Genomic DNA, 26,055 nt, shown 5'->3' on the forward strand with positions numbered 1-26,055 from the left:
TCACCTTTCCTTACCCGTCGAATTCGGCCGCCCGTTCCACGTCCAATGTGCGTCGTTCTCAGGACCGTTCGGTTGGGTGACTCGAGACTGTTCGTCGAGTGGGAACTCGCCGAGGAAACAACCTCTTTGGTCTCGACGGCGTACGACCACCATGGGAAGCACTGGCCCGATATCGTACGTCGTCGCCGACTTTTCTGCGGACTGCGTTCGAGTGCTTCCACGTCATCCCTACGAGGTCGATCTTCTCGGGGGAAAGCCGGCGTCTCGACTCACGGCGGACGAGACGGTGATCGACGCGTCGACCCTTTCGCCTCGTGTTCGGTCGGTCGTCGAAACCGCCGTTGAGGGGAGCAGATGGTATCGGCACGCCGGCCTACGGGACCGAGTCCCCTTCCGATGCCGTCGTCCGGATCGCCGAGGAGTACGATTACGTTCGAACGACGTATAACGGGACGCCGGTGGTCGTGGAATTCGAGGCGTTCGAGAACGATCTCGAGCGACCGCCGCTCCTCGCCGTGGAGGCCACGCTCGTTCGGGACCGGATCACGTCGGACGACCCCGCGAAAATCTCGTTCTCACTGATCAACCGGAACGCCGAGTCGATGATGTTCGACCATGTCCGTCCGTGGCCGTTCGGCGTCCCGGTTGCACGTCTGCTCCCCCAGGAAAAGGAGGGAATACAGCTCTGGAACGACCTGTACACCGATGTATACGGCGCGTCGCGATTCGATTCTCTGTACGCACATCCTGGCGTGGACCGCCGTCGACCGGGACGAATCCTGGTTGGGGAGACCATACGAAAGGAATACCTCCTCCCGATCCCTGTCGACGTCGAGCCCGGAAGATATCGAATCACCGACTACTTCCAGTACTTCCCGGACGACTGTCGAAAGGAAGTACTGCGGTACGAAATCACGTTCGAATTGCGACGTCGCTAGCCGACCTCGAGTCGCTCAATCGGACGCTTCCGCCGCCGCAACTGGCTCGAGTGCCAACTCCATCGTCACGTCCTCGACGTCCCACGTCTTCCGGTAGGCGTCGGGGCCGTCCGCGTCGACCGCTCGAAGCGCCTCGGCGCGGACCTCCTCGCGGATCAGGTCCTCGCGCTGGCGGACGAGGTCGGACACGCGGTCGTCCTTGATCTCGATCTCGAGCGCGATGCGCTCCTCGACGTCCAGGTCGAGTTCCTTGCGCATCTCCTGGACGCGGCGGATGACTTCCCTTGCATAGCCCTCGCTCTCGATGTCGTCGGTGAGCGAGGCGTCGACGTAGACGACACCCCTGTCGTCGCCGTCGAGGCCGAACGCGGTGCCGGCCACGTCGTCAGGGGTCTGGGTGACGAACGAGACCATTGCCTCGGTCAGTTCCTCGCCGTCAAGCGCGTCCGAGACGGCTGCCTCGAGCGCCTCGAGACTCGGTTCTTCGATCCGGGCCTCGTTGAGGGCGTTCATGACCTCGCCGGCGCGGCCGCCGAAGGCGGGGCCGAGTTCGCTCATGTCTGCCTCGGCGCTGTAGGCGAGTTCGCCCCACTGCTGGCCGGGGCCGACGAGTTCGACCGCGCGGGCGTTGAGTCGGTCGGCCACGAGGTCCTCGTGGCGCTCGACAGCCTCGACGGCGCGTTCGTCGTCCGCGGCGACGACCACGCGCGGGACGGGCCAGCGGAGCTTTCGCCCGGCCTGCTGGCGGGCGTTCGCCCCCGCCTCCTCGATGGCGCGGACGTAGGCCACGTCGGTCTCGAGTTCGGGATCGGCCCAGTACTCCTCGACCGCGGGCCAGTCTTCCATGTGGACCGTCGGGTGGCCGTCGTCGCCAGTGAGGGTGCCGTAGATCTCCTCGGTGACGAACGGTGCGTAGGGCGCGAGCAGCACAACGACCTCGCGGAGGACGCGGTAGATCGTCGCGTACGCGGCCGCCTTCGAGGGGCTGTCCGATTCGTCCCACATGCGCTCGCGGACCGCCTGGACGTAGAACCGGGAGACGTCCTCGACGAGGAACTCGAGCAGCGCCTCGAGCGCCCGGTCCTGGCGGAACTGCTCGAGGTGTTCGGTCATCTCGTCCTTCGTGGACTGGAGGCGGGCGAGGACCCACTCGTCCACGAGTTCCAGATCGTCGTCGACCGACTCGAGCCCCGTCTCGCTCGGATCGAACCCGTCCAGCCGCATGTACGGAAGCGGGAATCGGAACACGTTCCAGAGCGTCCGGAGGTGGTTCTCCATCGTCCGCATGCCATCCCACGAGAAGCGCATATCCTCGCCCTGCGGGTTCGCTGAGAGCAGGAACATCCGCATGGCGTCGGAGCCGTGGCGCTCGATCGCCTCGTGGGGCTCCACGACGTTGCCAACGGACTTGGACATCTTCCGGCCGTCCTCGTCCAGCGCGTGACCGTGCATCAGCACTTTGTCGTAGGGAACCTCGCCCATTGCGGCGGTGCCCATCCCCAGCTGGGACCAGAACCAGCCGCGGGTCTGGTCGTGGGCCTCGAGGATGAAGTCGGCGGGCCAGAGTTCGTCGAATTGCTCTTGCTCGCCGGGGAAGTTGAGGGTCCCCCACGACGCCACCGAGGAGTCGAGCCAGACGTCGAAGACGTCCGGTACGCGGGTGTAGGTCGTCCCGTCCTCGGTAATCGTGAGGTCGTCGACGACGTCCTTGTGGATGTCGACGGTTTCGGGATCGACGTCCTGGTCGATGCGCTCGGCGAGCTCCTCGCGGGTGCTGACGACGATCATGTTCTCGCCGTCGTCCCGGCCCTCGGGCGTCCAGATCGGGATGGGGATTCCCCAGTAGCGCTGGCGGGAGACGTTCCAGTCGGGGGCGTCCTCGACGAAGTCACGGAACCGGTTGTCGCGGGCCCAGTCGGGGAACCACTCGCTGTCCTCGATGTTCTCGAGCAGTTCCTCCTTGACGTCCGTGATCGTGATGAACCACTGGTCGGTGACGATCTGGATGATGCCGGTGTCACACCGCCAGCAGTGGCCGTAGCTGTGGGTGACGGTCTCCGAGGCGAGGAGGGCGCCGTTTGCCTCGAGGTCGGCGGTGATCTCCTCGTCGGCTTCCTTGACGAACTGCCCCTCGTACTTGCCGCCCTCCTCGGTGTAGACGCCGTCGCTGCCGACGGGACAGAAGATCGGGAACCCGAGTTCCCGTCCTCGGGTAAAGTCCTCCTCACCGTGGCCGGGCGCGGAGTGGACGAGGCCCGTGCGGTCGGCCTCGACGTAGTCCGCGGCGTACACCTGGTGGGCGCCCTCGTGGCTCGCGTGGTCCGGAACTTCCTCCGCGAGGGGGTGTTCGTACGCCCAGCCGATCATCTCCTCGCCGGTGAGTTCCTCGAGGACCTCGTAGTCCTCGTAGCGCCCCTTCTTCAGGACGCCCTCGAGGCAGGCTTCGGCGACGTAGAGTACCTCGCTCTCGCCCTCTCGTTCGGCGCGAACGCCCACGTACTCGAGGTCCGGATCGACCGCCGTGAAGGCGTTCGCGGGGATGGTCCACGGGGTGGTCGTCCAGATGACGATCGAGCCCTCGCGATCGACGAGATCGAATTTCACGTAGATCGAGGGATCCTCGACGTCCTCGTACTCGACCTCGTTGTTCGCGAGGCCGGTTTCACATCGGGGACACTGGCTGATGCTCCGCTGCCCCTGCTCGACCAGCCCGCGCTCGGTGGCCTTCGAGAAGCCCCACCACGCGGCCTCCATGTACTCTGGGTTGACCGTCTTGTACGGGTCGTCCCAGTCCATCCAGACGCCGAAGGACTTGAAGTCCGACTGCAGGCCCTCGAGTTGCTCGTCGGCGTACTCCTTGCAGGCCTGGATGAATTTCTCCTCGCCGTAGGCCTCGATGTCCTTCTTGTTCTCGAAGCCGAGTTCCTCCTCGACTTTCGTCTCGATGGGCAGGCCGTGCATGTCGTAGCCCGGTCGGTCGGTGACGTCGTAGCCTTGCATCCGCTTGAAGCGGATGTAGAGGTCCTTCAGACTCTTGTTCCAGGTCGTACCCATGTGGGCCGCCCCGGAAGTGTACGGCGGGCCGTCGACGAAGAAGAACGACTCGCCGTCGGCGCGATGCTGCTTCGTTCGTTCGTAGGCGTCGACCTCGTCCCAGTAGTCGAACACGCGCTCCTCGAGCGCGTGGGGATCGTACTGGTCGTCCACCTCCTCGAACCGGCTCATACCCGTGGTGAATCACTCCGGGAGTAAAGAGGAATCGGTTGGGCAGACGAATCTGCCGGATCGGAACCGTCCGTGGGGACGCGCCTCGAGCGACGGGTGAGCATTACACCTATCTCGTCGGGGATAGAAGAGACGACCGATGCATACACACCGTCGTTCGTTCGTCCGGGACGCTCTCGTTACGACGGTGGTACTCGCTGGCCTGTACGCCCTCGCCATCTCGACGTCGTTCCAGCCCCTGCAGATCCCGGGCTACCTCCTCGTCGTGGGATTCGGCGTGCTCGAGGAGGCCGTCGCAGTCGGTTTCGCGGACGCAAATCCTTCGATCCTGTTCGCCGCCTACGTCCTCGTGCTCGGACTCGTCGGGGCAGCGATCGCGTCCCTCGCTCGCGGACGGGTTCCCGATTCCGGCCTCGCGTGGGTGCGCCCCGGCGTTGCCGGCGCTCTCGCTGTCGTGGGTGCCCTCTCCACGCTCCTCGCTATCTCGATTCTCTTGACGACGACGCAACGAGAACCTGTCGTCGTCACCGGCGTCGCTGGCCTGATTCTGCTGGGGTTAGCGAGCGTGATCGCCGGCACCGTCGAGATTCCCCTGGCCTCGAGTCGAACGGCCGATCGATGACAACTGACGGTCAAGGCTGTTCTGGTTCGCCGTTTCGCCGTTGTCCCGAGCGCTGCGGCCGCGGGCCCCGCCGCTCACTCGCCGATGACGACCGGTCCCTTCGGGTGGTCGCGGCTCACCTGCATAGGACAGGCGTCGGGCGACTGTGACTCCTCCGAGGAGAGCATGTACTGCACCCACTCGCGGTCGCCCTCGACGCCCCAGTCCCCGAGGTCGGCGTGGGGGCAGACGCCGTCGTAGTCCTCGAGGCGACCCTGGATGACCGTTCGAGCGCGCTGTCCGGCGGCCGTGTCGGCGGTGATCCCCTCGAACAGCGCGCGGGGCTGGAAGGTGATCTCGAGGCCGATTGGACAGTAGCGACTCCGCCGGACATCGTAGAACGGGGCCCGGCAGGTCGGGAACATGGGCTCGCCGCCGAAGCAGAACTCCCAGGTACTGGTGTCGGGATCGGTCGGGATGTCCTCGGGCCAGGGCTCGGGGTCGTGGGCGTGGAGCACTTGCAAAATGTGCCAGAGGGCTTCGTGGTACTCTCGCTCCCGCAACTCGCGTTCGGGCGGCCTGAAGAACGTCACCAGCGAGGCCAGTTCGCTGTGACATTCGTACACCTCGAGGTACTCGAGGATAGCTTCGCCCAGCTCGAAGAGGGCGTCCCTGTCGGTCATCGACTCGACGGTGGTGTACAGCGGCCATCCCTTCTGGACGGATTCGACGCCGAAGTAACAGGGGAAGGGGCTGCCGTCGTGGCTCCCGAGGAGCCCGTCGGTGAAGTTCTCGTAGTGCGCCCCGACCCAGTCGGGGACCGCGCCCGATTCGACGCGCGCCTCGAGAGTCGCCTGGTCCAGGAGAGCGCCCACGCCTGGCTCGTTCATACCGGTTTCTGGGGCGCGGTGGTGCTATTCGTTTCGGATCCGGTTCGACGACGGACCCGACTACACCGGGTCCGGCGCTCTCAGTGGCCGCCGACCGACGGATTGAGGTTTCTGGCCCCTCGAGAGAGCGACGATGACCGTCGACAGTCTGGTGACCGACCGACTCGAGTCACCCCGTCGAGTGAGAGCCGTATGAACACCGATCGGCTGGGACCGATCTACCTCTTCGGCATCGTGCTCAACGCGGGGGCGCTCGTCTACGCGATCACGACCGGCGAGTACCTCTTTGCGAGCGCGTTCGTCTTCGTGATCGTCTACCTGTTGTTCCGGTATCGAATGCTTTGATCGCTCGAGGGCTGAATCTCGAGGACCAGATTCCGAGGGTTGAATCGACGAGGGGGCCAGTAGCGAGGCTCTCGACCCGGTGCCCTTGAGGTCGTCGCGTCGGACGCGAGTCGCCTCAGAACAGCCCGGTCAGCACGTCCCGGAAGAGGATCAGGACGATGCCAGCGGCGACGACGGCGGCGATCCACAGGAGCATGACGAACATGATCTCGCGGGTGAACGTTCGATCCTCGCCAGCCATTGACGATCCATCGGATTTCATTGGTTGATATTCAGACGGCGGGCACATAAAGGACTCGCACGCGCTCCTGTCGTCTCCACCATACCTCGCCCACCGTACTGCGGTACCGCCGTCTCCGCCGCCCACCGTTCTGCCATCGTCCCACCATACCGCCGTCCCGACGTAACCACACCCTGTTCGACGGCCGAACGCTCGACTCAAGCGAGCAGCCGTCAGTTTGGACACCGAAAGGACGGACCGCTATCGTTTTGCATCCCGTCTTCGTGGTCGGTAGCGATGACAGCACACACGCGAGTGGCCGACCGCCAGCCGCTCCCGCGATACCTGGCGCCGGTGCCGAAGGCGCTCGAGGACTTGGGGCTCCGATTCGCGTGGCTTGTGGTCACGATCAACCTCGCGGGAACGGTCTTCGGGTTCTGGTACTACCAGGCCCAGCTCCTGTCGACGTCGCCCGTGATGTGGCCGTTCGTGCCCGACAGCCCGCTGGCGACGCTGGCCATCGCGCTGGCCATCGCCGCCTGGAAGCTCGGTCACGAACAGCCCTGGCTCACCGCCATCGCCTTCTTCGGAAACATCATCCTCGGGCTCTGGACGCCCTACACGCTGCTCGCCTTCTGGGACGCCTACGGCTACCTCGACCCGCTGATGTTTCACTTCCTCTTCTGGAGCCACCTCGCGATGGTCGTCCAGGCGTTCGTCCTCCACCGGATCTCTGACTTTCCCGTCTGGGCCGTCGCCGTCGCGCTCGCGTACTACGGCGTCAACCTCGTCCTGGATTACTTCGTCCCCATCGTCGGCGACCTCCACCACACGGCCATCCCGCTCGAGCGAACCGAACCGATGTACCTCGGTGCTGACGCGCTGGGCGTCATCGGCGCCGGCGAGGTGACCTGCACGCTGCTGGCGCTGTTTCTGGCGCTGGCGACGCGGGCGAAACTGTGCGAAACGGCTCGGCGGGTCGCGGCCGAGTGAAAGGAAAACCGGGGGTCGGCTACTCCTCGTTGTGGACGATGACGACCGCCGACTCCGTCTCGATCATCTCGCCGTCGCCCGAGTAGGTTCGCTCGTACTTGACATCGAACAGGTCGGCCTCGAGTTCTTCACCGGCGACGCGGAGAACACCTTCCTCGTCGTCGATCTCGTACTCACCCGCATCGATGGCCGCGTCGATTTCGCCGACTTTCGCCCCATACTTCGGGCCGAGGGTCGCGTAATCGAGGTCGATCGACGCCACTTCGGTGGTGATCTCCGGTGGTTCCTCGAGCGATTCGAGGTTCCGGACGTGGCTCACGTCCTGGATCGCGTCCGCGAACCCCTCGATGGGGCCGTAGACGGCCACGCTGTCTAGACTGGCGTTCAGCGGTAGCTGGCGCTCGGACTTGTACCGCCGGAGTGAAGAGATGACTTCCATGGCGGTTTCGCCGGCCTCGAGGTTGGCCTCGTGGCCTTGCGGAACGGGCCAGGCTTCGGTGTGGATGCTGGTTTCCTCGAAGTCGGCCGTGTCATCGCTGTACATTGCCTGCCAGATTTCCTCGGTGGCGTAGGGGAGGATAGGCGCCCAGAGCAAGAGGAAGGTTCGGTGGGCCGCCCACAACGTGTACTGCGTCGAGGCGCTGTCCGCGCGGGTTTTGGCGATTTCGAGGTAGTCGTCACAGAAGGTGTTCCAGAAGAACGTCCGGAGGTGGTTGCGGGCTTTGGCGAACTCGTAGTGCTCGAAGTGTTCGGTGAGGGTTTCGACCGTGTCGTCGAGTTCCGCCAGCAGCCAGCGGTCGATCGCCTCGAGGTCGGCGGGCTCCTCGGGGTCGGCGGGCGCGAGGTGGTCGACCAGTTTGGAGGCGTTCCAGAGCTTGCGCAGGAGTTTCTCGCCGGCGACGATGTCCTGGTCCTGGTAGGGGAAGTCGTCGCCGACGGCGGCGCTGGCAGCCCAGAACCGGACGGCGTCGACGGGATACTCGTCGAGGACTTCGGCAGGTTCGACGACGTTGCCGCGGGATTTGGACATTTTCTCGCGATTCTCGTCGAGGACGTGGCCGTTGATGAGCGTCGCGTCGAAGGGCACCTCGCCGGTGTGCTCGTAGCACTTGACGATAGTGTGGAACAGCCAGAACGAGATGATGTCGTGGCCCTGTGGGCGCAGGTCGAACGGGTAGAGCTCGGGGTTCGCCATGGTGAACTCTTCGGCTTCCTCGTCCCAGTCCCAGCCGGCATTGATCAGCGGCGTCAACGAGGAGGTCGCCCACGTGTCGAAGACGTCCTCTTCGGCCTCGAATTCCTCACTACTGCACTCGGGGCAGCGCTCGAGCGGCGGGTCGTCGCTCAGGGGGTCGACCGGCAGGTCTTCCTTTTCGGCGATGATCGGGTGATCGCACTCGCCGCAGTACCAGACGGGGAACGGGATGCCCGAGTCGCGCTGACGCGAGATGAGCCAGTCCCACTCGAGGCCCTCGATCCAGTGTTGGTACCTGGTAAACATCTTCTCGGGGTACCAGTCCATGGCCTCGCCGGCCTCGAGGTACTCGTCCTTGTGATCGAGGATTTCGACGTACCACTGTTTGGAGACGCGGTACTCGACGGGGGTGTCACAGCGTTCGTGGACGCCGACGTCGTGGACGATTTCGCGGCGATCCCGGAGGAAGCCAGCGTCTTCGAGGTCCTCGACGATGGCTTCTCGAGCTTCCTCGGTACTCATTCCCTCGTAATCGTCCGCAAGGTCGGTCATCGTCGCAGTCTCGTCGATGGCGACTCGCAGTGGGAGGTCGTGGACCTGGTACCACTCGATGTCGTTCTGGTCACCGAACGTACAGCACATGACGACGCCGCTGCCCTTCTCCATGTCGACGCGGTCGTCGGCGATGATCGGCACCTCGTGGCCGAAGATGGGCACCCGTGCGGTTTCGCCAACCAGATCCTGGTTCTCCTCGTCGTCGGGGTGGACGAACACGGAGACGCACGCCGGCAGCAGTTCGGGGCGCGTCGTCGAGATGACGAACTCCTCGCGCGGCGGATTCTCGCCACGCATCTCGAAGGCGATGTCGTTGAAGTACGAGTCCCGCTCGTCGTCTTCGGTCTCGACCTGGGAGATGGCTGTCTCACACTCGGGACACCAGATCGCGGGCGCCTTTTTGCGGTACTCCCGCCCCTTCTCGTAGAGGTCGATAAAGGAGAGCTGGGAGATTCGCTGAACGCGGGGCTCGATGGTCTTGTAGGTGTGGTCCCAGTCGATCGAGGATCCCAGCGACTGCATCTTCTCGGTGAATTGTTCCTCGTACTTTGCGCAGACCTCGCGACAGAGCTGCTGGAACTCGCGGCGCTCGTAGTCCTGGTGGCGAATGCCGAGTTCCTCTTCTGTCAGGCGCTCGCTCGCGATGCCGTTGTCGTCGTAGCCGAACGGGAATAACACCTCCCCGTTTGCCATTCTGTTGAATCGTGCGGCGAAATCCTGCAGGAGATGCCCGTAGAGGGTCCCCATGTGCATATCGCCGGAGACAGTCGGCGGGGGTGTATCGATGCCGTACGCCGTGTTCGAATCGCTCGATTCGTTCTCGTAGGCGTAGGTTTTCACGTCGACCCAGCGTCGTTGCCACTTCGGTTCGATCCCGGACGGGTTGTAGTCGCCCTCGAGACTCACTTCTTGTTTGGGGCTGTCTATACTCATATTGTCACCGCCCGCTGTGGGTGCGTGGTTCGCGTCGCGTGATGTGTGTCTATCTGACATACTGGTCGTTGGTCGGTGAATGCTGGTCGGCTACAGTACAACCGTCGAAACGCGGGAAGGAGATGGGGCTAGAAGGCCCCTACGAACACGGCGGCTCGAGGACCGTCGTCGCAAAATTTGACGGACTCGTCCATACGGGTACTGATCGCTACAGCGTGTTAGCCTTTTCGCGTCTTCTCGTACTCCTCGCGAACGCGGCTTCGCCCCCAATTCACCGGGGCCGGATCACCGCTCGCCCCTCCGTCTCGAGGTCCAGGTCGGCCTCAAGGTATGCCGCGAGGCGCTCGAGGAACTGGTCGTCGACGCCGTCGTCGTGGGGTGAGTCCCCTCCTGCTCGCACGAGAACGACCTCGTCGTGCTCGGTCGGGTCGTGCTTGCCTTCCATCACCAGCGCGAGCAGCTGTCGCGGCGTCACCGGGTCGCCGGCCTCGAGGCGGGCGGCGACGCCCTCGAGGGTGTTCTCTACCTCGGTTTCCACGTCGAAGGTCACATTGACGGAGACGTTCTCGCCCGCTTGTTTGGCCGCGATGGCCTCCTCGGAATTTCTGACGGCGGGGACGAGCACCTCCTCGAACGCGAGACCTTGTTCGTAGGCGCCGACGTAGGCGAACGCGACCATCGCCCGGAGGCCGTCGAGGAAGGCGTCGTCGGTGTGGACGTCCGCGAAGATCTGTTCGCGGTCCTTCCTCGAGAGGGCGTGCAAGAGGAGGTCGAAGTCGAGCACGCCGTCGTGGACGCGGTTTCGGATGCGCGCCTCGGCGTTGCGCCTGGACTGGTCGTGGCTCATCTCGCGCTCGCCGAGCAGGTACGCCCGGTCGGCGGGACTCAACAGCCCCCGGTCGCGGTCGGTGTCGGTGTTCATAATCCACTATCGATTATACGTGGCCGATAACAACCGAACCTATATGAATACTCGGGTCAGAGAGCCGCCAATGTCGAGTGTCGGGACGGGAGCCGGTGGAGCACAGTCCGCGCGGAGGGGACGATACCGTGGCTGACCTGGCCGAACGATACGCGGCGTTCGTGGTCGAACACAGCCGCTGGGTCGTCCTCGCCGTTCTCGTCCTCACGGCGCTCGTCGCCGTGGGTGCGGCCGTCAACGAGACCGAAAGCGCCGGCATCGGCGAGTTCGAGACCGACTCCGAGGAGACCGCGGCCCTTGAGTACGTCGACGAACGCTACGAGACCGACGACCGGATCGTCGCCCAGGTGGTCGTCCGCGACGAGGGCGGCGACGTCCTCACCCGCGATTCCCTGCTCGAGAGCTTACGCCTCCAGCAGGAGTTCCGCGAGGGCGCCGACCGAAACGCCACGCTGGCCGAGGAGGGATTCGTCGGCCTCGAGAACGTCGTCGCGACGGGCGCGGTTTTCGAGGATCGGGCCGCGGCGAGCGAGGGGCAGGGCCCGCCAGACACCAGCCAGCCTACCCTCGAGGAACAGATTACGGCCCTCGAGTCGCACTCCGACGAGGAGGTCGAGGCGCTCCTCGCGGACGTGCTCGACCCGGACGCCGAGACGCACGGGGGCGATCCCTACGAGTTCCTGCCCTCGAGCTACGAACCGGGGTCGACGAGTGCCGAGTCACGGATCACGTTCGTGTTCCAGGAGGGGAGTGACGGAGCCTCGGACGCGAGCAACGATGGCAGCGGAACCGACGAAACCGCCAACGACGCTGCCGCCGACGAGACCACCGAACAGGCCGCCTACGACGCCCAGGTCGAACTCGAGACCCTGTTCGAGCAGCGCTTCGACGACGGCTTCGTCTTCGGCCAGGGCATCTCCGACGAGGCCTCCTCGAGCGCCGTCGGCGACAGCTTCGCCATCATCACCCCCGTCGCGCTGGTGCTCGTCCTGTTCGTGTTGGGCGTCACCTACCGCGACGTGGTCGACGTCCTCCTGGGATTGACCGGCATCGCCGTCGTGATGGCCTGGCTCGGCGGCCTCCTCGGCTGGTTCGAGATTCCGACCAGCCAGCTGTTGATCGCCGTCCCCTTCCTCCTGATCGGGCTCTCGATCGACTACTCGTTACACGTCGTGATGCGCTACCGGGAGGCCAGGAACGGGACGCTCGAGGGGGCTGGCGGTGGCGGCAGTGCGGGAGCCACCACCGACGATGGAATCGAGACCGGCATCCGCCGCGGCATGGTCCTCGCCGTTAGCGGGGTCGTCCTCGCGCTCGCGGCGGCCACGTTCTCGACCGGCGTCGGCTTCCTCTCGAACGTCGTCAGTCCGCTCCCAGCGATCCAGAACTTCGCGATCCTCAGCGCCGGCGGCATCTTCGCCGCCTTTGTCGCCTTCGGCCTCTTCGTCCCCGCGCTGAAGGTCGAAGTCGACGGCCTGCTCGAGAACCGCTTCGGTCGAAACCGCGCAAAACCGGCCTTCGGTTCCACGCCGGGGCCGGTCAACCGCGCGCTCTCGAGCGGCGTCACGCTCGCGAAACGCGCCCCAGTGGCCGTGGTCCTCGTCGCTTTCCTCGTTGCCGCGGGCGGCGTCTATGGCGCGACCGGCATCGACACCGAGTTCAACCGGGCCGACTTCTTGCCACAGGACGCTCCCGAGTGGGCGAAGTCCCTGCCCGGTCCGCTGGCACCCGGGACGTACACCATCGCGGAGGACGTCGAGTACCTCGGCGAGAACTTCCAGCAACGGGGCGACGGCGGGAAGGCACAGGTGCTGATACGTGGGGGTGACGGCGGTGGCGCCAGTGACGGTAGCGGCGACGGCAACGCCATCACCGATCCCGCACTCCTCGAGGCGATCGAGGACGCCCGAACTGGCGTCGATCCCAACGGCACCGTCGTCGTCCGCTCCGACGGCACCTCCGCCGTCGATGGCCCGCTGTCGACCCTTCGGGCAGTCGCGGACGACAACGACACCGTCGCGACCGCCCTCGAGGAGCGCGACACGGACGGCGACGGCGTTCCGGACGAGGACCTGGCTGGCCTGTACGACCTGCTGTTCGAAGCCGACGCCGAGGCCGCCGGGACGGTGCTCGAGCGAACCGACGACGGTGCCTACGAGTCCGCCCGCCTCGTCGTCTCCGTGCGCGGCGACGAGTCCGCCCAGGACGTCGCCGACGATGCACGCGCGTTCGCGACCGCGGTCGAGGACGGGACGGCCGACCGCGGCGGATCGGTCACGGCCGTCGCCACCGGCGGCCCCGTCACGACCGCGGTGATCCAGGACGCCCTGCTCGAGACGCTCGTCCGGGCGTTCGCGGTGACCCTCGTCGTGATCTTCGTCTTCCTCACCGTCCTCTACTGGGTCCGCTATCGCACGGTCTCGCTCGGCCTCGTGACGCTCGCACCCGTCGTCGCCGCGCTGGCGTGGCTGCTCGGCGCGATGGCGCTCCTCGAGATTCCGTTCAACAGCGAGACGGCCGTCATCACGAGCCTCGCGATCGGTCTCGGAGTCGACTACAGCATCCACCTCGGGGAGCGCTTCGTCGCCGAGCGGCGCGAGCACCCGACTCTCGAGAGCGCTCTCTCGGCGACGGTGACCGGGACGGGCGGCGCCCTGCTCGGCAGTGCGGCGACGACTGCCGCCGGGTTCGGGGTGCTCGCCCTCGCGCTCGCGCCGCCGCTCCAACGGTTCGGGTTGGTGACCGGGCTGGCGATCGTGTTCGCGTTCGTCGCCTGCCTGACGGTTCTCCCGTCGTTGCTCGTCGTTCGGGAACGGGTGCTCGAGCGCTTTGCGTGAACTACCCCCGCCTACTCACCCACGGCTACCGCCGTTCGTTCCTTGAGGCAGGGGCTGAGCACCCTCTCCTTCGCCTAAAACCCTGCGCCAGTTCGGTGTGCGTAACGAAGGTCGTTCGCCGCCTCTCGACGACTACCGATGCCCGACGACCGCCCGGAACGTGACGACGAATTTTCGACGTCGACGCTCGGTCTCGCCGTCCCGATCGTGCTCGCCGCCGTCACCTTCGTCGGACTCGCCCTCCTGCTCGTCCCGGCCCTCGAGCCGAACGCGATCGACTCGAGCGACGACGCTTCCGACGACAGTCCCACCCCGGACCCGTTTTCGTGGACGACGTCGCCGTTGGTCGACGATGGTACCGACGCGGGACCTGATCCGAACGGTAGTTCGGCCGATTCGGACGAATCTGACGACCCGGATGGCTCAGACGACCACGACGACCCGGACGAATCTGACGATCCAACTGGACGCGAGCGTGGAACCGACGATGCCTCCCCCTCGAGCGACGACGAACGCCACGGATCCGAAACTGCGGACGACGAACGCCGCGAGACCCGCGGTGAGCGTCGGTCGGCCGCGAACTCGGACCGGGACGAACGCGCTCGATCGAACGAGGGACGGAGCGGCGGGGGAGATCGACGAGGCAATGGGGACCCGTCCGGCAACGGCCCGCCGCCGCACGCAGGAACGCCCAGCAGTGGAGGCCCGCCGGACCACGCAGGCCCTGGTGAGTCGTCCTCCGATGGCGACGACGAGGGCGACCGGGAACGGGGCGACCGGAGGCGTTGACCGTCTCCCTCGAGTCCGTCTCCTTCGATAGACGGATAGCTCGAAGGGGGATTTATTTGTTGTTTATCTAATTATTCGAGAACGCAATGATCCCTGCCCTCCGCTCGCTCGCACAACTCCTCCTGTCGCCGGCTGCGTTCTTCGACGAACGACCGCCGAAGACGACCCTCCCGATCGCGGTTGGTGGTTCTGTACACGATCGCGCTCGTCCTCGCCGTCTCGCTCGTCGGATCAATGCTCGCCGGCACGATCGACGCCACCGTCACGATGGACAATCCGGATCGACCGCCCGAAATGGTCTGTGACATGTACGGGGACGATCCCGACTCGCTCGTCACCGAAGGCTGTAGCGAACCCGAGACGATCGAGCGCGACGCGGGCGAACTCGTCCAGGAGGCGGTCCACGATTATCTCGGCTTCGCCGTCTTCGCTCCGCTCCTCCTCTGGGCGCTCGGGACGGGAACTCTCTACGCCGTCGGACGCCTCGCGGGCGGGACGCCGTCGTTCACCGGTGTACTGTCGCTCGCGGGGTGGGCCGCGCTACCGGAGTTCGTTCGACTCGCAATCGGCCTCGTTGGACTTCGAGTCGCGCTCTCGGACGTGACCATCACCGACGTCGACCGGAGCGTCGACGCGCTGGAGGCGGCGATGGCGCCGATCGATCCGTTGTCACTGGTCGCTTCCCTGGTGACGATCGGCTGGCAGTGGTACCTGCTCACCGGTGGACTCGCCAGCGAAGCCAACATTCCGAAAGGGGTGGCAGCGCTCGGCGTAGGCATCCTCCTGGGTCTCTTCTCGCTCATGGCGCTCTTTTGAGTCGTTCACCGGTCGGGCATCGCAGCCGAATCCGAGTGCGCGCGGACCCACAGTTCGCCGATCCGTGACAGCCGCGTCCGATAGGATTTCCCGTGTTCCTCGCGCTCGATGTAGCCCTTGCCGCCCGGCCCCAGTCGGTCGACGTTGTAGATCACCTTCGAGCGGAAGCTGTCGGTGTACTCCTCGTTGAGTTCGCGCGAGAGGGCCTCTGCGAGTTCCGAGACGGACTCGAACTCGCCATCCTCGCCGAGTTTGTAGAGGATGAGTTCCTCGAACGGCTTGACGTTCGAGAAGGAGGCCACGGGCAACTCGACGATGTGCTCGCCGTCGATCTCTTTCGCCCCGATGGTCGTCCCGCGTTCGTCGAACTCCGCGAGGAGTTGCCGAGCGCTGTCGAGGCGGGTGGCCACGCGTTCGGTTTCGATTTCACTCGCCGGTTCGTCGGGGCCGTCGGTCGCTCCCGCAAGCAGATCCTCGAGCAAGGCCGACTGTTCGCGTAGCTCCTCGGCCAGTTCCGTCTCGAGGTATTTCTCCGGAGCCGTGTAGTAGGTGTGGATGTGCTCGCGGTCGTCCTGGCGCTCGACCATCAGCGAGTGGGCGGCGGTCGCGAACGCGAAGCTCACCGTCCGGGGCATGGCAGCGATGTTGACCCAGACCTCGTTGCCTTCGTCGAGTTCGTCGTTGATCAGGTCGTAGGCCTGCTCGAACGCCTCGTCGTAGTCGTAGACGTCCTCGAGGACGAACCGCTCGGTTGTCGCCCCTAGCAGGTTCTGGAAGTCGGTCTCGAGTTTCTGGGAGAGGTGCCGGGAGTACTCGACGTTGGCTTCGCTCCCGACGGCCCCCTCGAGGAGGATGACGCGGTCGACGCCGTACTGATCGCGCACCAGTGGTGCGATCAGCCGGTCGTAGTCGAAGCCGACCGGGACGATGTGGGTTTGCATACGCGGTAGAGGTGGTCGGATAGTATAAAAACCACCAGACTCTCGACCGCTGCGACGCGTTCGTCAGTCGCTGTCGTCCTGGCTGCCGTCAGCGTCTCTGAAACCGAACCGACCTGCGTTCCGTTTCGAACGACTGGTACGCCTCATAGCTCGCCGATAAGGCGAGCCTGGGCGAGAGACAGACTCGTCTCTTCCTCGGTGAGTTCGCGCCCGCGTCGCTGTTCGATCCAGGCTATCAGTTCGGCTTCGTCTCTGGTGTTCTCGTTCGCTGCCGTGTCGTGCTCTTCGTCCATGCTCCGTAATTCGCCTTCGTGGCCAAGTACCTTGCCCGAAGACGGTATCTTCGGCTCGTAGTACCAGACCTCTCGAACGGCGAGAAGTTATTTATAGAGTGACTGTCTTCTCAAGCGACGTGAATCGACGCCACTTCCTTGCGGCAACCGGAATCGGGGGTACACTTTCGATTTCGCCGACGGGCCGTCTCGGGAACGTGCCGAGTTCGGCGACGTTCGATCCGCACCCACCCGCGCCGACCGACCCGCCCACACTCACGCCAGGTCCGGAAGAACCACCCGAACGACCTGCCGAGGTGACGGCCGAGCACGTCTCTGCGTACGTCTCCGGATACGAACACGCGCTCACGTACAACACGCTCGAGTGCCGCAATCTGCAGGAAATCGACGTCGCGTCCGACGCCGTACTCGAGGCGGAAACCAATCACGGCGTCTACGCGTTCGCCGTGGCGACCGGCTACTCGCGGTGTGGGGCGGGTTCGGAACCCGAGCACCGCGACTACGGCCCGCCACCCATCGAGTGGGCCGTCGGCGAGGGGTACGCCGTTCGGATCGGCGACGACGCCACCGAACACCGAGTCGCCGACCGCACGTTCGGGGCCGACCACGGGGACGGACGCGCGTCGGGGTTCGCCGTCACCAACTTCGACCACCTCGCTCACGACGTCACTGTCACCATGACCCACGAGGGCGACACGGCGAACGAGGAAACCGTCGACCTCGAGCCTCGATCGGCCGTCCACGTTCGAAACGTGAGCGCCGTTCGTGGGGATCACGGGATCTCGATCGAGACGGACGAGGGGGCGACGACGGCCGGCACGTGGACTGTCGATCCGAACCGGAGCGCGAGCGGGGTGATTCGCGTTCTGGCCACCGGCGAGGTGTCGATCGAACGGCGCGATCCGTACGGCGAGTTCTGAGCACGACTGGAACCGGCCGGTGACGAACGTCGAAGGCTGCCGGACGTGCGGGTTAGACTCGAGTCAGTCCGGCAGGTACCTGACACTCAACACGCCGTCCTCGTCGTCCACCGCTCGACGAACCTCGACGCGCACGGCCTCGAGGCGGGCCGCCCGCGCGATGGTCTCCTCGTCCTGGAGGACGTCGCGGGCCGCTTCCTCAACCTGCGCTGCGGGAACCCGAAAGACGTGAATCTCGCCCGTTCCGGCCCGCTCGTGCTGGTGAAGGTCGCCGACGTCGGCGTCGGCAACGAGTTCTTTCGAGTGGGTGGTCGGCTCGAGGTCGCTGTCGACGAGTTCGACCCGGCGCCGATCCTCGACGTCGATCAGCGTCCAGGAGACCTCGAGGGGTGGTTCGGGGGCGATCGTCGCCTCGAGCACGTCGTGTGTCTCGAGGCCGTCGTTCGCGGCGAGCGTGTGCACCTGCGCGGAGTCGACGTCCCGGAGGACGACCGACTCGTCCTCGGCGTGGGTGACGACGAAGGTGCCCGTCTTCTCGGTCATGCTCGAGGGGAGGCACGCGATGGCTTTCGGGGTTTCGACTCGTCGCGGGCTTGTGCTCGTGAGTCGACTCGAGTGCGCTGCTCTCCTCTTGGCTACCGGGAGAGCCGGTGGACGATGTAGATTCCGGCCCCGGCGAGCGTGGGGATGGCGAGCCCGACGGCGGGCGGGAGGCCGTACAGAAAGCTCACTACCGGACCGCCCTCGGTCTGAAACTCCGCGGGGACCGTCGGGATCAGGCCGACGTACAGCGCGGCGAGAAAGAGGTAGCCGCTGGCGGCGAGTCGCCGGTCGTACCGAACGTCGTTACCCACCTGCCGCCGGTGGCGACGGGCGACGAGCAAGACGGGCGCGAGGATCGGTGCGACGACGGCCATGCCGACGACGATGACGAACGACCGGGAGAACGACAGCGTCGCCGTCGTACCGACCGTCTCCCCGATCACGCGAACCAAGGAGAGGGCGAATGCGAACACGAGGATCACCGCGACGGCTCCACCGACGAGGACGTAGCTCCTGAACAGCCGCGAGTTGCTCTGGCGAATCGCGTACGGGAACGCCCCGAGCACTCCGCCGTACGTCCTCGAGTCGGTCGTCTCGTCGCCGGGTGTGGCTCCGGAGTCGACCGCCTCGTCAGACGCGCTCATTGTCCGCGATTGGCAGTCGGGGCGAATAAGGGATGCGATGCTCGAGCGCCCAGTTCTCGCTCGGAGCGAACGCCGCCTCGAGGCGTGACGGAACGCCTTTACCGGTCGCTATCGCCTCTCCGATATGGACGTCGACATCGGCAACGCGCTCGCGTCGGTCGCTTCTCCCGGCATCTCGCGGGAGGGCCTCGAGCGTCTGGACGAACGGGTTGCGACGGCGCACGAGCGAATCGAGGCGGGACGGGCGAACGACGAACACGGCTACGCCGCCCTGAATCTCCCCGAGCGGACGGATCCAGACGCGATTCGCGCAGCGGTCGAGCCGGTGGCCGACGTGGACGCGCTCGTCACCATCGGCATCGGCGGGAGCGCGCTCGGCGCGGCGACGATCACAGACGCGCTTGCGGACGCGGGCGACGGCACCGAGGCGGTCTACCTCGACAACATCGACCCCGCCTGGATCACCCGCCGTCTCGAGGCTCTGCCCCTCGAGTCGACCGCGATCAACGTCGTCTCCCGCTCGGGGACGACCGCCGAGACGCTCGCGAACTTCCTGGTCGTCCGCGAGGCCTTCGAGGACGCCGGTGTCGACTGGACCGAGCGCACGGTCGTGACGACCGGCGAGTCCGGCCCCCTGCGGTCACTTGCAAATCGCCACGACCTCGCCGCCGTCTCCGTGCCCGACGGCGTCCCCGGTCGATTCTCGGCGCTCTCGGCGGTCGGCCTGGTCGCCGCGGCCGTCTGCGGGCACGACCTGGAGGCCATCCTTGAGGGAGCGGCGGCCGAGGCCGACACCCTGACCGGATCGCTGTTCGAGTGTCCGGCCTACGCCTACGGCGCGACGGCCTACGCGCTCGACGCCCGGGGCGCCTCGATGAACGCCATGGTCCCCTACGCCGAGTCGCTCGAGACCTACGCCGAGTGGTTCGCCCAGCTGTGGGCCGAGAGCCTTGGCAAGGACGACCTGGGCCAGACGCCCGTCCGCGCGCTGGGGGTGACCGACCAGCACTCACAGCTTCAGCTCTATCGGGCCGGACCGCGGGACAAGCTGGTGACGTTCGTCACACCGCGAAAAACCGCCGACCGAGATATCCCCGGGACCGACGTCGACGAACTCGCCTACCTCGGCGACGCCACCCTCGGCGAGTTGCTCGAGGCGGAGTTCGAGGCCACCGAGGCGAGCCTCGCCGCCGCCGGTCGCCCCAACGTCCGGGTCGAACTCGAGTCGGTCGACGCCTTCGAACTCGGTGGCCTCCTCTACGGCATGGAAGCCGCCTGCGTCCTCGCGGGCGAACTCTACGAGGTGAGCACGTTCACCCAGCCGGCCGTCGAGTGGGCCAAAAACGCCACCCGGGGGCTGCTCGGGGGTGGCGAGTTCGAGGAGGCTGAGGCGGTCGCCGAGAAGACGACGTTGCGCGTCGAGCGGTAATCCGAGAACGAGTCGACGGCGGTGGGGCGTGACGACGCGACGACGGAAGTCCACTCGAACGGCCTCGACGGACGCGACCAGGTCCCGATTGCAGAGCGCCTATTATCGTTCGGGCGAACGGAGAGATATGAACGAGACCGCGCGGGAGGACCGCGCTCGATCGAGCGACGAAACCGGGGCAGTCGCCGGCATTGGTCTCGTCGTCGCGGCGTTCGCGACGACCGGACTCGCCGTCCCCGTCCGGGACGGCGTCGACCACCTCGCCGTCCTGTTCGGACTCCTGTTCGCCGTCGGGACTCTCGCCGTCTTCGCCGGCCGCCGGTACGACCTCCTCGAGCGTCGCTACAGCCTGGCCGGAGCGCTGGGTAGCCTGTTCGTCGTCTTGCTGGCCGGTTACGCCCTCACGCAGGGCATCTCTGGCGGGGCAGATATTCCGGGCCTCGGTGTGCGGATCCCGACCGTCTTCGTGTCGTTTCTCGCGGGCGGAACGGCTATCGGCATCGCACTCGCCGAGTACGGATCAGTTCCGACCAGCGGCCTGCTTCAGCGAACCGTCGTGACTGCACGCCTCGCGGCGCTCGCACTGGTCGCCTGGATCGTGAGTCCGTTGATCGGCCTCCTCCTCGAGATTCCCGTCGTGCTCGTCGTCGGCGGGTTGTCTGAAATCCAGCGACAGGCAGTCATGCAGATCGGCGTCGCCATCGGCACGGCAGCGATCGCCGTCGCCTACGTCTACAACACGGGGCGCGACCGCTCGTATTTCGACCTCGAGAAACCGAGTCTCCGCGCCGTCGCCTGGATCGCCGGGGGCGTGGCTCTCATCTTTCTCGTCAATATTGCCATCTCGGTACTGTTCTCTTCGGGTGGCATCGAAGGGGCCGAGCACTCGGCGACACAGGCCGCACAACGAAACCCCGAACTCCTCTACGTAATGGTCCCCGCCTCGATTCTCATCACTGGCCCGTTCGAGGAACTGATGTACCGGAACGTTATCCAGAAGTCGATGTACGACGTGTTCTCCCCGGTCGGGGCCCTCCTGGTCTCGAGCGTCCTCTTCACGGCGATACACACCGCTGCGTACGCAACGGCAGGCCCGGAGGCGCTCATCGCCAGCCTGGCCATCGTCTTCGGCCTCTCACTCGTGCTCGGAACGGTGTATCTCGTGACGAACAACCTCGTCGTCCCGGCGCTCATCCACGGCATCTACAACGCCGTCATCTTCGCGTCGATTGCCCTGTAACGAAGCACCCCGCCACGTCTCCCTCGAGTCCAGCCGGGGACACACCGGCTCAGTAGGAGGTCGCCCAGTACCAGTACACGGTGACGGCGATCAGCACGACCAGACCGCCGAGGAAGAAGAGCGCCCCTGGGGGAATCGTCGCGAAGATGGCGTCGGCAGCCTCTGCAGCGCCGTCCGTGACGCCGTCGACGGTACCGTTGTCGTCGCCCGACGGGACGATCGACTCGTTGCCGCCGTCGGTGGCGACGTCGCCGTCGGTGCCGTCGGTGCTGTTGTCGCTGTAGTTGGCGCCGTCCGCGTCAGCGGCGTCGTCCCCCGCGGCCGAGTCGCTACCGCCGCCGTCGCTCGAGGCGTCGTCGTCGGCTTCCGGGGCGTCGTCGGTTTCGTCCACGTCGGTGGTACCCATGTCTCCGCCGTCGCCGCCATCGGTCCCACCGTCTCCGCTATCGGCTCCGTCGGCCCCATCGCCATCGGCCGTATCCTCTTCGGCCGCCTCGCTATCTTCGGTTTCGGTCCCCTCTGTGCTATCGTCGGATGCCGCTCCGTTTCCGTTGCCGGCTTCGTCGCCGGCCCCGTTCTCGTTTCCATTCCCGTTCCCGTTTCCAGCAGCCCCACCATCAGTCGTTCCACCAGTTCCCGCCGTCCCTTCCGTTCCCGCCTGCGGACCCACGTATCTTGAGAGTCCGTACTGGACGAGCAAACTCCCACCGGCGAGGGCCGCAACGCCCCCGATGAATCGCGAGAGCGCCGTCTTCAACCGCTCGGCCGTCGACCGGTCGCTCGTCACGATCAGCGGCCCGTCCGCCGTCGCGTAGACGCTCATCTCGTTGCCCCGCGAGGAGTACCAGGTGTCGACGACCTCGACCAGTCCCGCGTCCTCGAGTTTCTCGAGGTGATAGCGGACGTTCTGGATCGAGGAGTCGATGGCGTCGGCGACGTCGCTCGGCGTCCCGGGTTCGTCGTTTAAGTGACTGTAGATTCGTCGGGCCGTCGTCGACGACAGGGCACCGAACACCGCGTCGGCGTCCTCGTCCTCGAGGTCGACGACTCGAGGCTGGCCCTCCTGGGCGGGCGTCTCGGAGCGAAGGGGAAACAGCCGGGCCATCGGTCTCTATTCTGGTATTCTCACCGACATACATACCCCTTTCCCTACGTAAAAGAGCTGTTTTACCTTCCGGAGACCCGCTCGAAACTGCCTGAAACGCCATTGATGAACGATCGTCTTCAAAGGCCCTAGTCGAATAGAAACAATTACCCAGGCCGAGTGACGACGGGGCGTATGAATCGACTCGAACGGATCGGCTGGATCCTCGCGGCGGTGCTCGTCTGTCTCCTCGGGATCCCGTGGTTCCTCTGGGGGAACGCGAGGATCGCCCTTGGTCTGCCGCTGTGGCTCTGGTGGCACGTCGGCTGGTTGGCGCTGTGTTCCGCGCTCTTCTGGGCGTTCGCACAGCGCGCCTGGGGCGTCGGCGTCGAACCGAACCGACCGCAGTCACGGTCGCCGCGGTCGGACGCTCGAGCGGAGGGTGATCGCCGGTGATCCTCGCGCTCCAGCTCGGCATCATCGTCGGCTATCTCCTGCTCGCGCTCGCCGTCGGCCTCGTCGCCTACCGGCTCACCGAGCGCACGGCCGAGGACTTCTACCTCGCCAGCCGAACGCTCGGAACCGTCGTCCTGCTGTTTACCACCTTCGCGACCCTGCTCTCGGCGTTCACCTTCTTCGCCGGACCGAACCTCGCCTTCCTCCACGGCCCTGAGTGGATCCTCGTCATGGGCGTGATGGACGGCCTCATCTTCGCCGTCCTCTGGTACGTCGTCGGCTACAAGCAGTGGCTACTGGGCCAGCAACGCGGCTACGTCACCCTCGGCGAGATGCTCGGTGACCGTTTCGGCTCGAGGCGCCTCCGCGGCCTCGTCGCTGGAGTGAGCCTCATGTGGCTCTTCCCGTACGTGATGCTCCAGCAAGTCGGCGCGGGGACCGCCCTCGAGGCGCTGACCGACGGCGCGATCCCCTACGCCGGCGGGGCGGGCCTCATCACCCTCTTCATGATCCTCTACGTCGTCCTCGCGGGCTTCCGGGGCATCGCCTGGACCGACACGCTCCAGGGAGCGTTCATGCTCGTCACGACCTGGGTCGCCCTGCTCTGGGTGCTCGCTGCCGTCGGCGGCCCGACCGCGGCGACGGCCGAACTCGAGGCGACCGCGAGCGAGCACCTCGCACTGGGCGGGGCCTACTACTCCCCGCAGTTTATGCTCTCGACGGCGATCACGATCGGCTTCGGCGTCGCCATGTTCCCGCAGGTCAACCAGCGGTTCTTCGCCGCAGGGTCGAAAGCGGTGCTCAAGCGGTCGTTCGCCCTCTGGCCCGTCCTCTGTCTGCTCCTCTTCGTCCCCGCGTTCATGCTCGGCGCCTGGGCGCGCGGGCTCGAGACCGGTATCGCGGTCGCCGAAATCGAAGCCGGTGGCAACGTTCTCCCGCTGATTCTCGCCGAGTTCACCCCGACGTGGTTCGCCGCGCTCGTCATCGCGGGCGCGATGGCGGCGATGATGTCCTCCTCGGATTCCATGTTGCTGTCGGGGTCGTCGTACTTCACGCGCGACCTCTACCGCCCGTTCGTCGACGCGACGCTCTCGGACCGCCGTGAGGACACGATCGCCCGCCTCGGTGTCGTCGTCTTCGCCGTCTCGACCTTCCTCGCGAGCCTCTACAATGCGGCCACGCTGTTCGACCTCGGCAACGCCGCATTCAGCGGGTTCGCCCAGCTCGCCTTGCCCGTGATGGTCGCGCTCTACTGGCGCGGGACGACTCGATCCGGCATTATCGCAGGAATCCTGGGGAGCCAGGCCTTCTACCTCGCGAGCGTCTTTTTCTCCTTCGTCCCCGGTAGCTACGGCGGCTGGTCGGCTGGCCTCGTCGGAATGGGCCTCGGACTTGCGCTCACCGTGGGCGTCTCGTGGCTCACCGCCCCCGCGGCTGCCGAACAGCGGGCGATCTACTTCGAGGCGCTCGAGGCCGACTGAGTCGGGAGACCGCTACGGCAAAAAGGGCGGCCGTCGAAGCTGGGGGTATGCCCGCCGAGTTGCCGTCATCGTTTCGCGAGAACTGGGAGCCCGTCGGCTCGAGAACCGAGGACGTTTCGATCTCGCTGCTGTCGATCACGGCCAAAACGACGGTCTACGAGCACCCCGGGACGCCGACGATCGGCGACTGTGATATTCAGCCCCGGTCGCTGCTCGGGATCGACGTCGACCTCTCGCCGTCGCTGTCGGCGCTCGGAAAATCCGTCGAGGACGTGATGTCGCTGGCCGCGGACCCGGCCAAAGAACGGTTCGTCTCGCTACTCGACGAGGAGGGAATCACCGTCCAGGACGAGCGTTCAGTCACCGAGTTCGACCGCGGCGACGGTACCGCCGGCCGGTGGTACGTCTTCGAGACGGCCCACCCCGCCGGCGACGCCCGGATCGACACCGAAACGCACCTCGCGGTCTGGCCCGCGGGCGACCAGTTCGCGATGGCGGGCGGAACGATTCCGCTCGAGGCGCCGCCCGAGAAGGTCCTCGAGGCAGAGGTAGGGGCAGAGGACGCGGTCGACGACGTGGCCGAGATCGAAATCCACCCGGAGGCCGACCGCGAGACGATCGCCGCGTTCGTCCGCGCTCGCGTTCGCGAGACGGTCGACTCGGTCGAGGGTCCGGAGGAGGTAGACGCGAGGGCGGAACTGGACGAGTCTGTCGTCGACTGACGAGCCGGAAGCCCAACAGACACGCGTAAGTGCCGGGGTTCCGAACGCTCGCTCATGCCCGAGCCAACCGATCTCGAGGAGCTCCGACGCGGCACCGATCTCGTCAAGCGCGGCTTCGCCCGTATGCAGAAAGGCGGCGTCATCATGGACGTCGTGAACCCCGAACAGGCCCGGATTGCGGAGGAGGCCGGCGCCGTCGCCGTGATGGCACTCGAGGCCGTCCCCGCCGACATCAGAAAGCGCGGCGGCGTCGCCCGAATGGCCGATCCCGCCGACGTCGAGGAGATCGTCGACTCCGTCTCGATCCCCGTCATGGGCAAGGCCCGTATCGGCCACCGCACTGAGGCCCAGATCCTGGAGGCCGTCGGCGTCGACATGATCGACGAGAGCGAGGTGCTCACGCCCGCGGACAACGACTACCACATCGACAAGCGCGAGTTCACCGCGCCGTTCGTCTGCGGCGCGCGTAACCTCGGGGAGGCCCTGCGCCGGATCGACGAGGGCGCGGCCATGATCCGCACCAAGGGCGAGGCCGGCACCGGCGACGTCAACCAGGCGGTCTACCACCAGCGAACCATCAAAGGCGAGATCCGCAAACTCGAGGGAATGAGCCACGAGGAACGTGAGGCGTACGCCCGCGAGATCGAGGCGAACGCCGACCTGGTCCACGAGGCTGCGGAGATGGGGCGGCTCCCGGTCGTGAACTTCGCCGCGGGCGGCATCGCCACCCCGGCAGACGCCGCGCTCATGATGACCCACGACTGCGACGGCATCTTCGTCGGCAGTGGCATCTTCGGCGCGGAGAACCCGCCGGAGATGGCCGAGGCCATCGTCGAAGCGGTCAACCACTGGGACGATCCCGAATCGCTCGCCGAAATCTCGAAGAACCTAGGCAAGAGCATGAAGGGCGACGCGAACGTCGACCTGCCCGAAGAGGAGCGGATGCAGGGCCGAGGCGTCTGAACGAGGACTCGAACCCGTCTTCGTCACCGAATCGGCAGCCCGAACGCGATTCCTGCCTCGTGACCTTTCCCTGGTAAGGC

The 26,055-nt window shown here is 66.0% G+C and carries 24 protein-coding genes; 14 read left to right on the forward strand and 10 right to left on the reverse strand.

The window, feature by feature from the left end:
• Positions 1–341 precede the first annotated feature (341 nt).
• Positions 342–938 (forward strand): hypothetical protein, encoded by a 597-nt coding sequence (locus tag NGM29_RS04485; protein ID WP_254159213.1) that lies wholly within the window; start codon positions 342–344, stop codon positions 936–938.
• Between the two features lie 15 nt (positions 939–953).
• Here NGM29_RS04485 and ileS read toward each other — a convergent pair whose 3' ends face one another.
• On the reverse strand, positions 954–4,163 hold the full coding sequence (gene ileS / locus NGM29_RS04490; RefSeq protein WP_254159214.1) for an isoleucine--tRNA ligase: 3,210 nt from the start codon (positions 4,161–4,163) through the stop codon (positions 954–956).
• Positions 4,164–4,302: 139 nt separating this feature from the next.
• On the opposite strand from ileS, the gene NGM29_RS04495 reads away from it, so the two are divergent.
• Positions 4,303–4,785 (forward strand): hypothetical protein, encoded by a 483-nt coding sequence (locus NGM29_RS04495; protein ID WP_254159215.1) that lies wholly within the window; start codon positions 4,303–4,305, stop codon positions 4,783–4,785.
• Positions 4,786–4,859: 74 nt separating this feature from the next.
• On the opposite strand, the gene NGM29_RS04500 is transcribed toward NGM29_RS04495, so the two are convergent.
• Positions 4,860–5,654 (reverse strand): YqcI/YcgG family protein, encoded by a 795-nt coding sequence (locus tag NGM29_RS04500; RefSeq protein WP_254159216.1) that lies wholly within the window; start codon positions 5,652–5,654, stop codon positions 4,860–4,862.
• A 192-nt stretch (positions 5,655–5,846) separates the two neighbouring features.
• On the opposite strand from NGM29_RS04500, the gene NGM29_RS04505 reads away from it, so the two are divergent.
• Positions 5,847–5,999: a hypothetical protein gene (locus NGM29_RS04505; RefSeq protein ID WP_253432200.1), complete on the forward strand. Its 153-nt coding sequence runs from the start codon at positions 5,847–5,849 to the stop codon at positions 5,997–5,999.
• A 115-nt stretch (positions 6,000–6,114) separates the two neighbouring features.
• Here NGM29_RS04505 and NGM29_RS04510 read toward each other — a convergent pair whose 3' ends face one another.
• Positions 6,115–6,261: a hypothetical protein gene (locus NGM29_RS04510; protein WP_254159217.1), complete on the reverse strand. Its 147-nt coding sequence runs from the start codon at positions 6,259–6,261 to the stop codon at positions 6,115–6,117.
• Positions 6,262–6,516: 255 nt separating this feature from the next.
• Here NGM29_RS04510 and NGM29_RS04515 point away from each other — a divergent pair, with 255 nt between their 5' ends.
• Complete coding sequence (locus NGM29_RS04515) at positions 6,517–7,212, forward strand: DUF1405 domain-containing protein (RefSeq protein ID WP_254159218.1); 696 nt, start codon at positions 6,517–6,519, stop codon at positions 7,210–7,212.
• Between the two features lie 19 nt (positions 7,213–7,231).
• Here the strand turns inward: NGM29_RS04515 and NGM29_RS04520 are convergent, their stop codons facing one another.
• Together NGM29_RS04520 and NGM29_RS04525 are read right to left on the reverse strand one after the other, a co-directional pair.
• A complete protein-coding gene (locus NGM29_RS04520; RefSeq protein WP_254159219.1) occupies positions 7,232–9,955 on the reverse strand; it encodes a valine--tRNA ligase in 2,724 nt (907 codons plus the stop codon).
• 211 nt (positions 9,956–10,166) lie between these two features.
• Positions 10,167–10,817, reverse strand: a complete 651-nt coding sequence (locus NGM29_RS04525; protein WP_254159220.1) for a DUF8102 family protein — start codon at positions 10,815–10,817, stop codon at positions 10,167–10,169.
• Positions 10,818–10,945: 128 nt separating this feature from the next.
• Here NGM29_RS04525 and NGM29_RS04530 point away from each other — a divergent pair, with 128 nt between their 5' ends.
• The 3 genes from NGM29_RS04530 (at position 10,946) to NGM29_RS04540 (ending at position 15,259) form a co-directional block, all read left to right on the forward strand.
• Complete coding sequence (locus NGM29_RS04530) at positions 10,946–13,654, forward strand: efflux RND transporter permease subunit (protein WP_254159221.1); 2,709 nt, start codon at positions 10,946–10,948, stop codon at positions 13,652–13,654.
• 138 nt (positions 13,655–13,792) lie between these two features.
• Positions 13,793–14,443: a hypothetical protein gene (locus tag NGM29_RS04535; protein ID WP_254159222.1), complete on the forward strand. Its 651-nt coding sequence runs from the start codon at positions 13,793–13,795 to the stop codon at positions 14,441–14,443.
• Between the two features lie 183 nt (positions 14,444–14,626).
• Complete coding sequence (locus tag NGM29_RS04540; protein WP_254159223.1) at positions 14,627–15,259, forward strand: Yip1 family protein; 633 nt, start codon at positions 14,627–14,629, stop codon at positions 15,257–15,259.
• A gap of 5 nt (positions 15,260–15,264) precedes the next feature.
• Here NGM29_RS04540 and NGM29_RS04545 read toward each other — a convergent pair whose 3' ends face one another.
• Together NGM29_RS04545 and NGM29_RS04550 are read right to left on the reverse strand one after the other, a co-directional pair.
• On the reverse strand, positions 15,265–16,200 hold the full coding sequence (locus tag NGM29_RS04545; RefSeq protein WP_254159224.1) for an HFX_2341 family transcriptional regulator: 936 nt from the start codon (positions 16,198–16,200) through the stop codon (positions 15,265–15,267).
• A 143-nt stretch (positions 16,201–16,343) separates the two neighbouring features.
• Complete coding sequence (locus tag NGM29_RS04550; protein WP_254159225.1) at positions 16,344–16,493, reverse strand: hypothetical protein; 150 nt, start codon at positions 16,491–16,493, stop codon at positions 16,344–16,346.
• 119 nt (positions 16,494–16,612) lie between these two features.
• Between NGM29_RS04550 and NGM29_RS04555 the strand changes: the two genes are divergently transcribed.
• A complete protein-coding gene (locus tag NGM29_RS04555) occupies positions 16,613–17,413 on the forward strand; it encodes an Ig-like domain-containing protein (RefSeq protein WP_254159226.1) in 801 nt (266 codons plus the stop codon).
• 63 nt (positions 17,414–17,476) lie between these two features.
• Here the strand turns inward: NGM29_RS04555 and NGM29_RS04560 are convergent, their stop codons facing one another.
• Together NGM29_RS04560 and NGM29_RS04565 are read right to left on the reverse strand one after the other, a co-directional pair.
• Positions 17,477–17,956, reverse strand: a complete 480-nt coding sequence (locus NGM29_RS04560; protein ID WP_254159228.1) for a DUF5812 family protein — start codon at positions 17,954–17,956, stop codon at positions 17,477–17,479.
• A 92-nt stretch (positions 17,957–18,048) separates the two neighbouring features.
• A complete protein-coding gene (locus tag NGM29_RS04565; protein ID WP_254159230.1) occupies positions 18,049–18,600 on the reverse strand; it encodes a DUF8056 family protein in 552 nt (183 codons plus the stop codon).
• 124 nt (positions 18,601–18,724) lie between these two features.
• Here NGM29_RS04565 and NGM29_RS04570 point away from each other — a divergent pair, with 124 nt between their 5' ends.
• Both NGM29_RS04570 and NGM29_RS04575 read left to right on the forward strand, forming a co-directional pair.
• The gene (locus NGM29_RS04570) at positions 18,725–20,029 is read left to right on the forward strand and encodes a glucose-6-phosphate isomerase (RefSeq protein ID WP_254159231.1); all 1,305 of its coding nucleotides are present in this window, start codon (positions 18,725–18,727) and stop codon (positions 20,027–20,029) included.
• Between the two features lie 127 nt (positions 20,030–20,156).
• Entirely contained in the window at positions 20,157–21,269 is a 1,113-nt protein-coding gene (locus NGM29_RS04575; RefSeq protein WP_254159232.1) for a CPBP family intramembrane glutamic endopeptidase, read from the forward strand.
• A gap of 49 nt (positions 21,270–21,318) precedes the next feature.
• Here NGM29_RS04575 and NGM29_RS04580 read toward each other — a convergent pair whose 3' ends face one another.
• On the reverse strand, positions 21,319–22,374 hold the full coding sequence (locus NGM29_RS04580) for an ArsR/SmtB family transcription factor (protein ID WP_254159233.1): 1,056 nt from the start codon (positions 22,372–22,374) through the stop codon (positions 21,319–21,321).
• A 174-nt stretch (positions 22,375–22,548) separates the two neighbouring features.
• Between NGM29_RS04580 and NGM29_RS04585 the strand changes: the two genes are divergently transcribed.
• From NGM29_RS04585 to pdxS, 4 genes are read left to right on the forward strand one after another with little or no spacing between them, the layout of a single operon-like run.
• Positions 22,549–22,809, forward strand: coding sequence for a DUF3311 domain-containing protein (locus tag NGM29_RS04585; RefSeq protein ID WP_254159234.1), 261 nt, complete (start codon positions 22,549–22,551; stop codon positions 22,807–22,809).
• A complete protein-coding gene (locus NGM29_RS04590) occupies positions 22,806–24,290 on the forward strand; it encodes a sodium:solute symporter family protein (protein ID WP_254159235.1) in 1,485 nt (494 codons plus the stop codon). The genes NGM29_RS04585 and NGM29_RS04590 overlap by 4 nt, the downstream gene beginning before the upstream one ends.
• Before the next feature lie 47 nt (positions 24,291–24,337).
• Entirely contained in the window at positions 24,338–25,012 is a 675-nt protein-coding gene (locus NGM29_RS04595; RefSeq protein WP_254159236.1) for a DUF6517 family protein, read from the forward strand.
• A gap of 54 nt (positions 25,013–25,066) precedes the next feature.
• Entirely contained in the window at positions 25,067–25,975 is a 909-nt protein-coding gene (gene pdxS / locus NGM29_RS04600; protein ID WP_254159237.1) for a pyridoxal 5'-phosphate synthase lyase subunit PdxS, read from the forward strand.
• The last annotated feature ends 80 nt before the right edge of the window (positions 25,976–26,055 follow it).

Origin of the sequence: Natronosalvus rutilus (assembly GCF_024204665.1) — an archaeon.
Taxonomy (GTDB): domain Archaea; phylum Halobacteriota; class Halobacteria; order Halobacteriales; family Natrialbaceae; genus Natronosalvus; species Natronosalvus rutilus.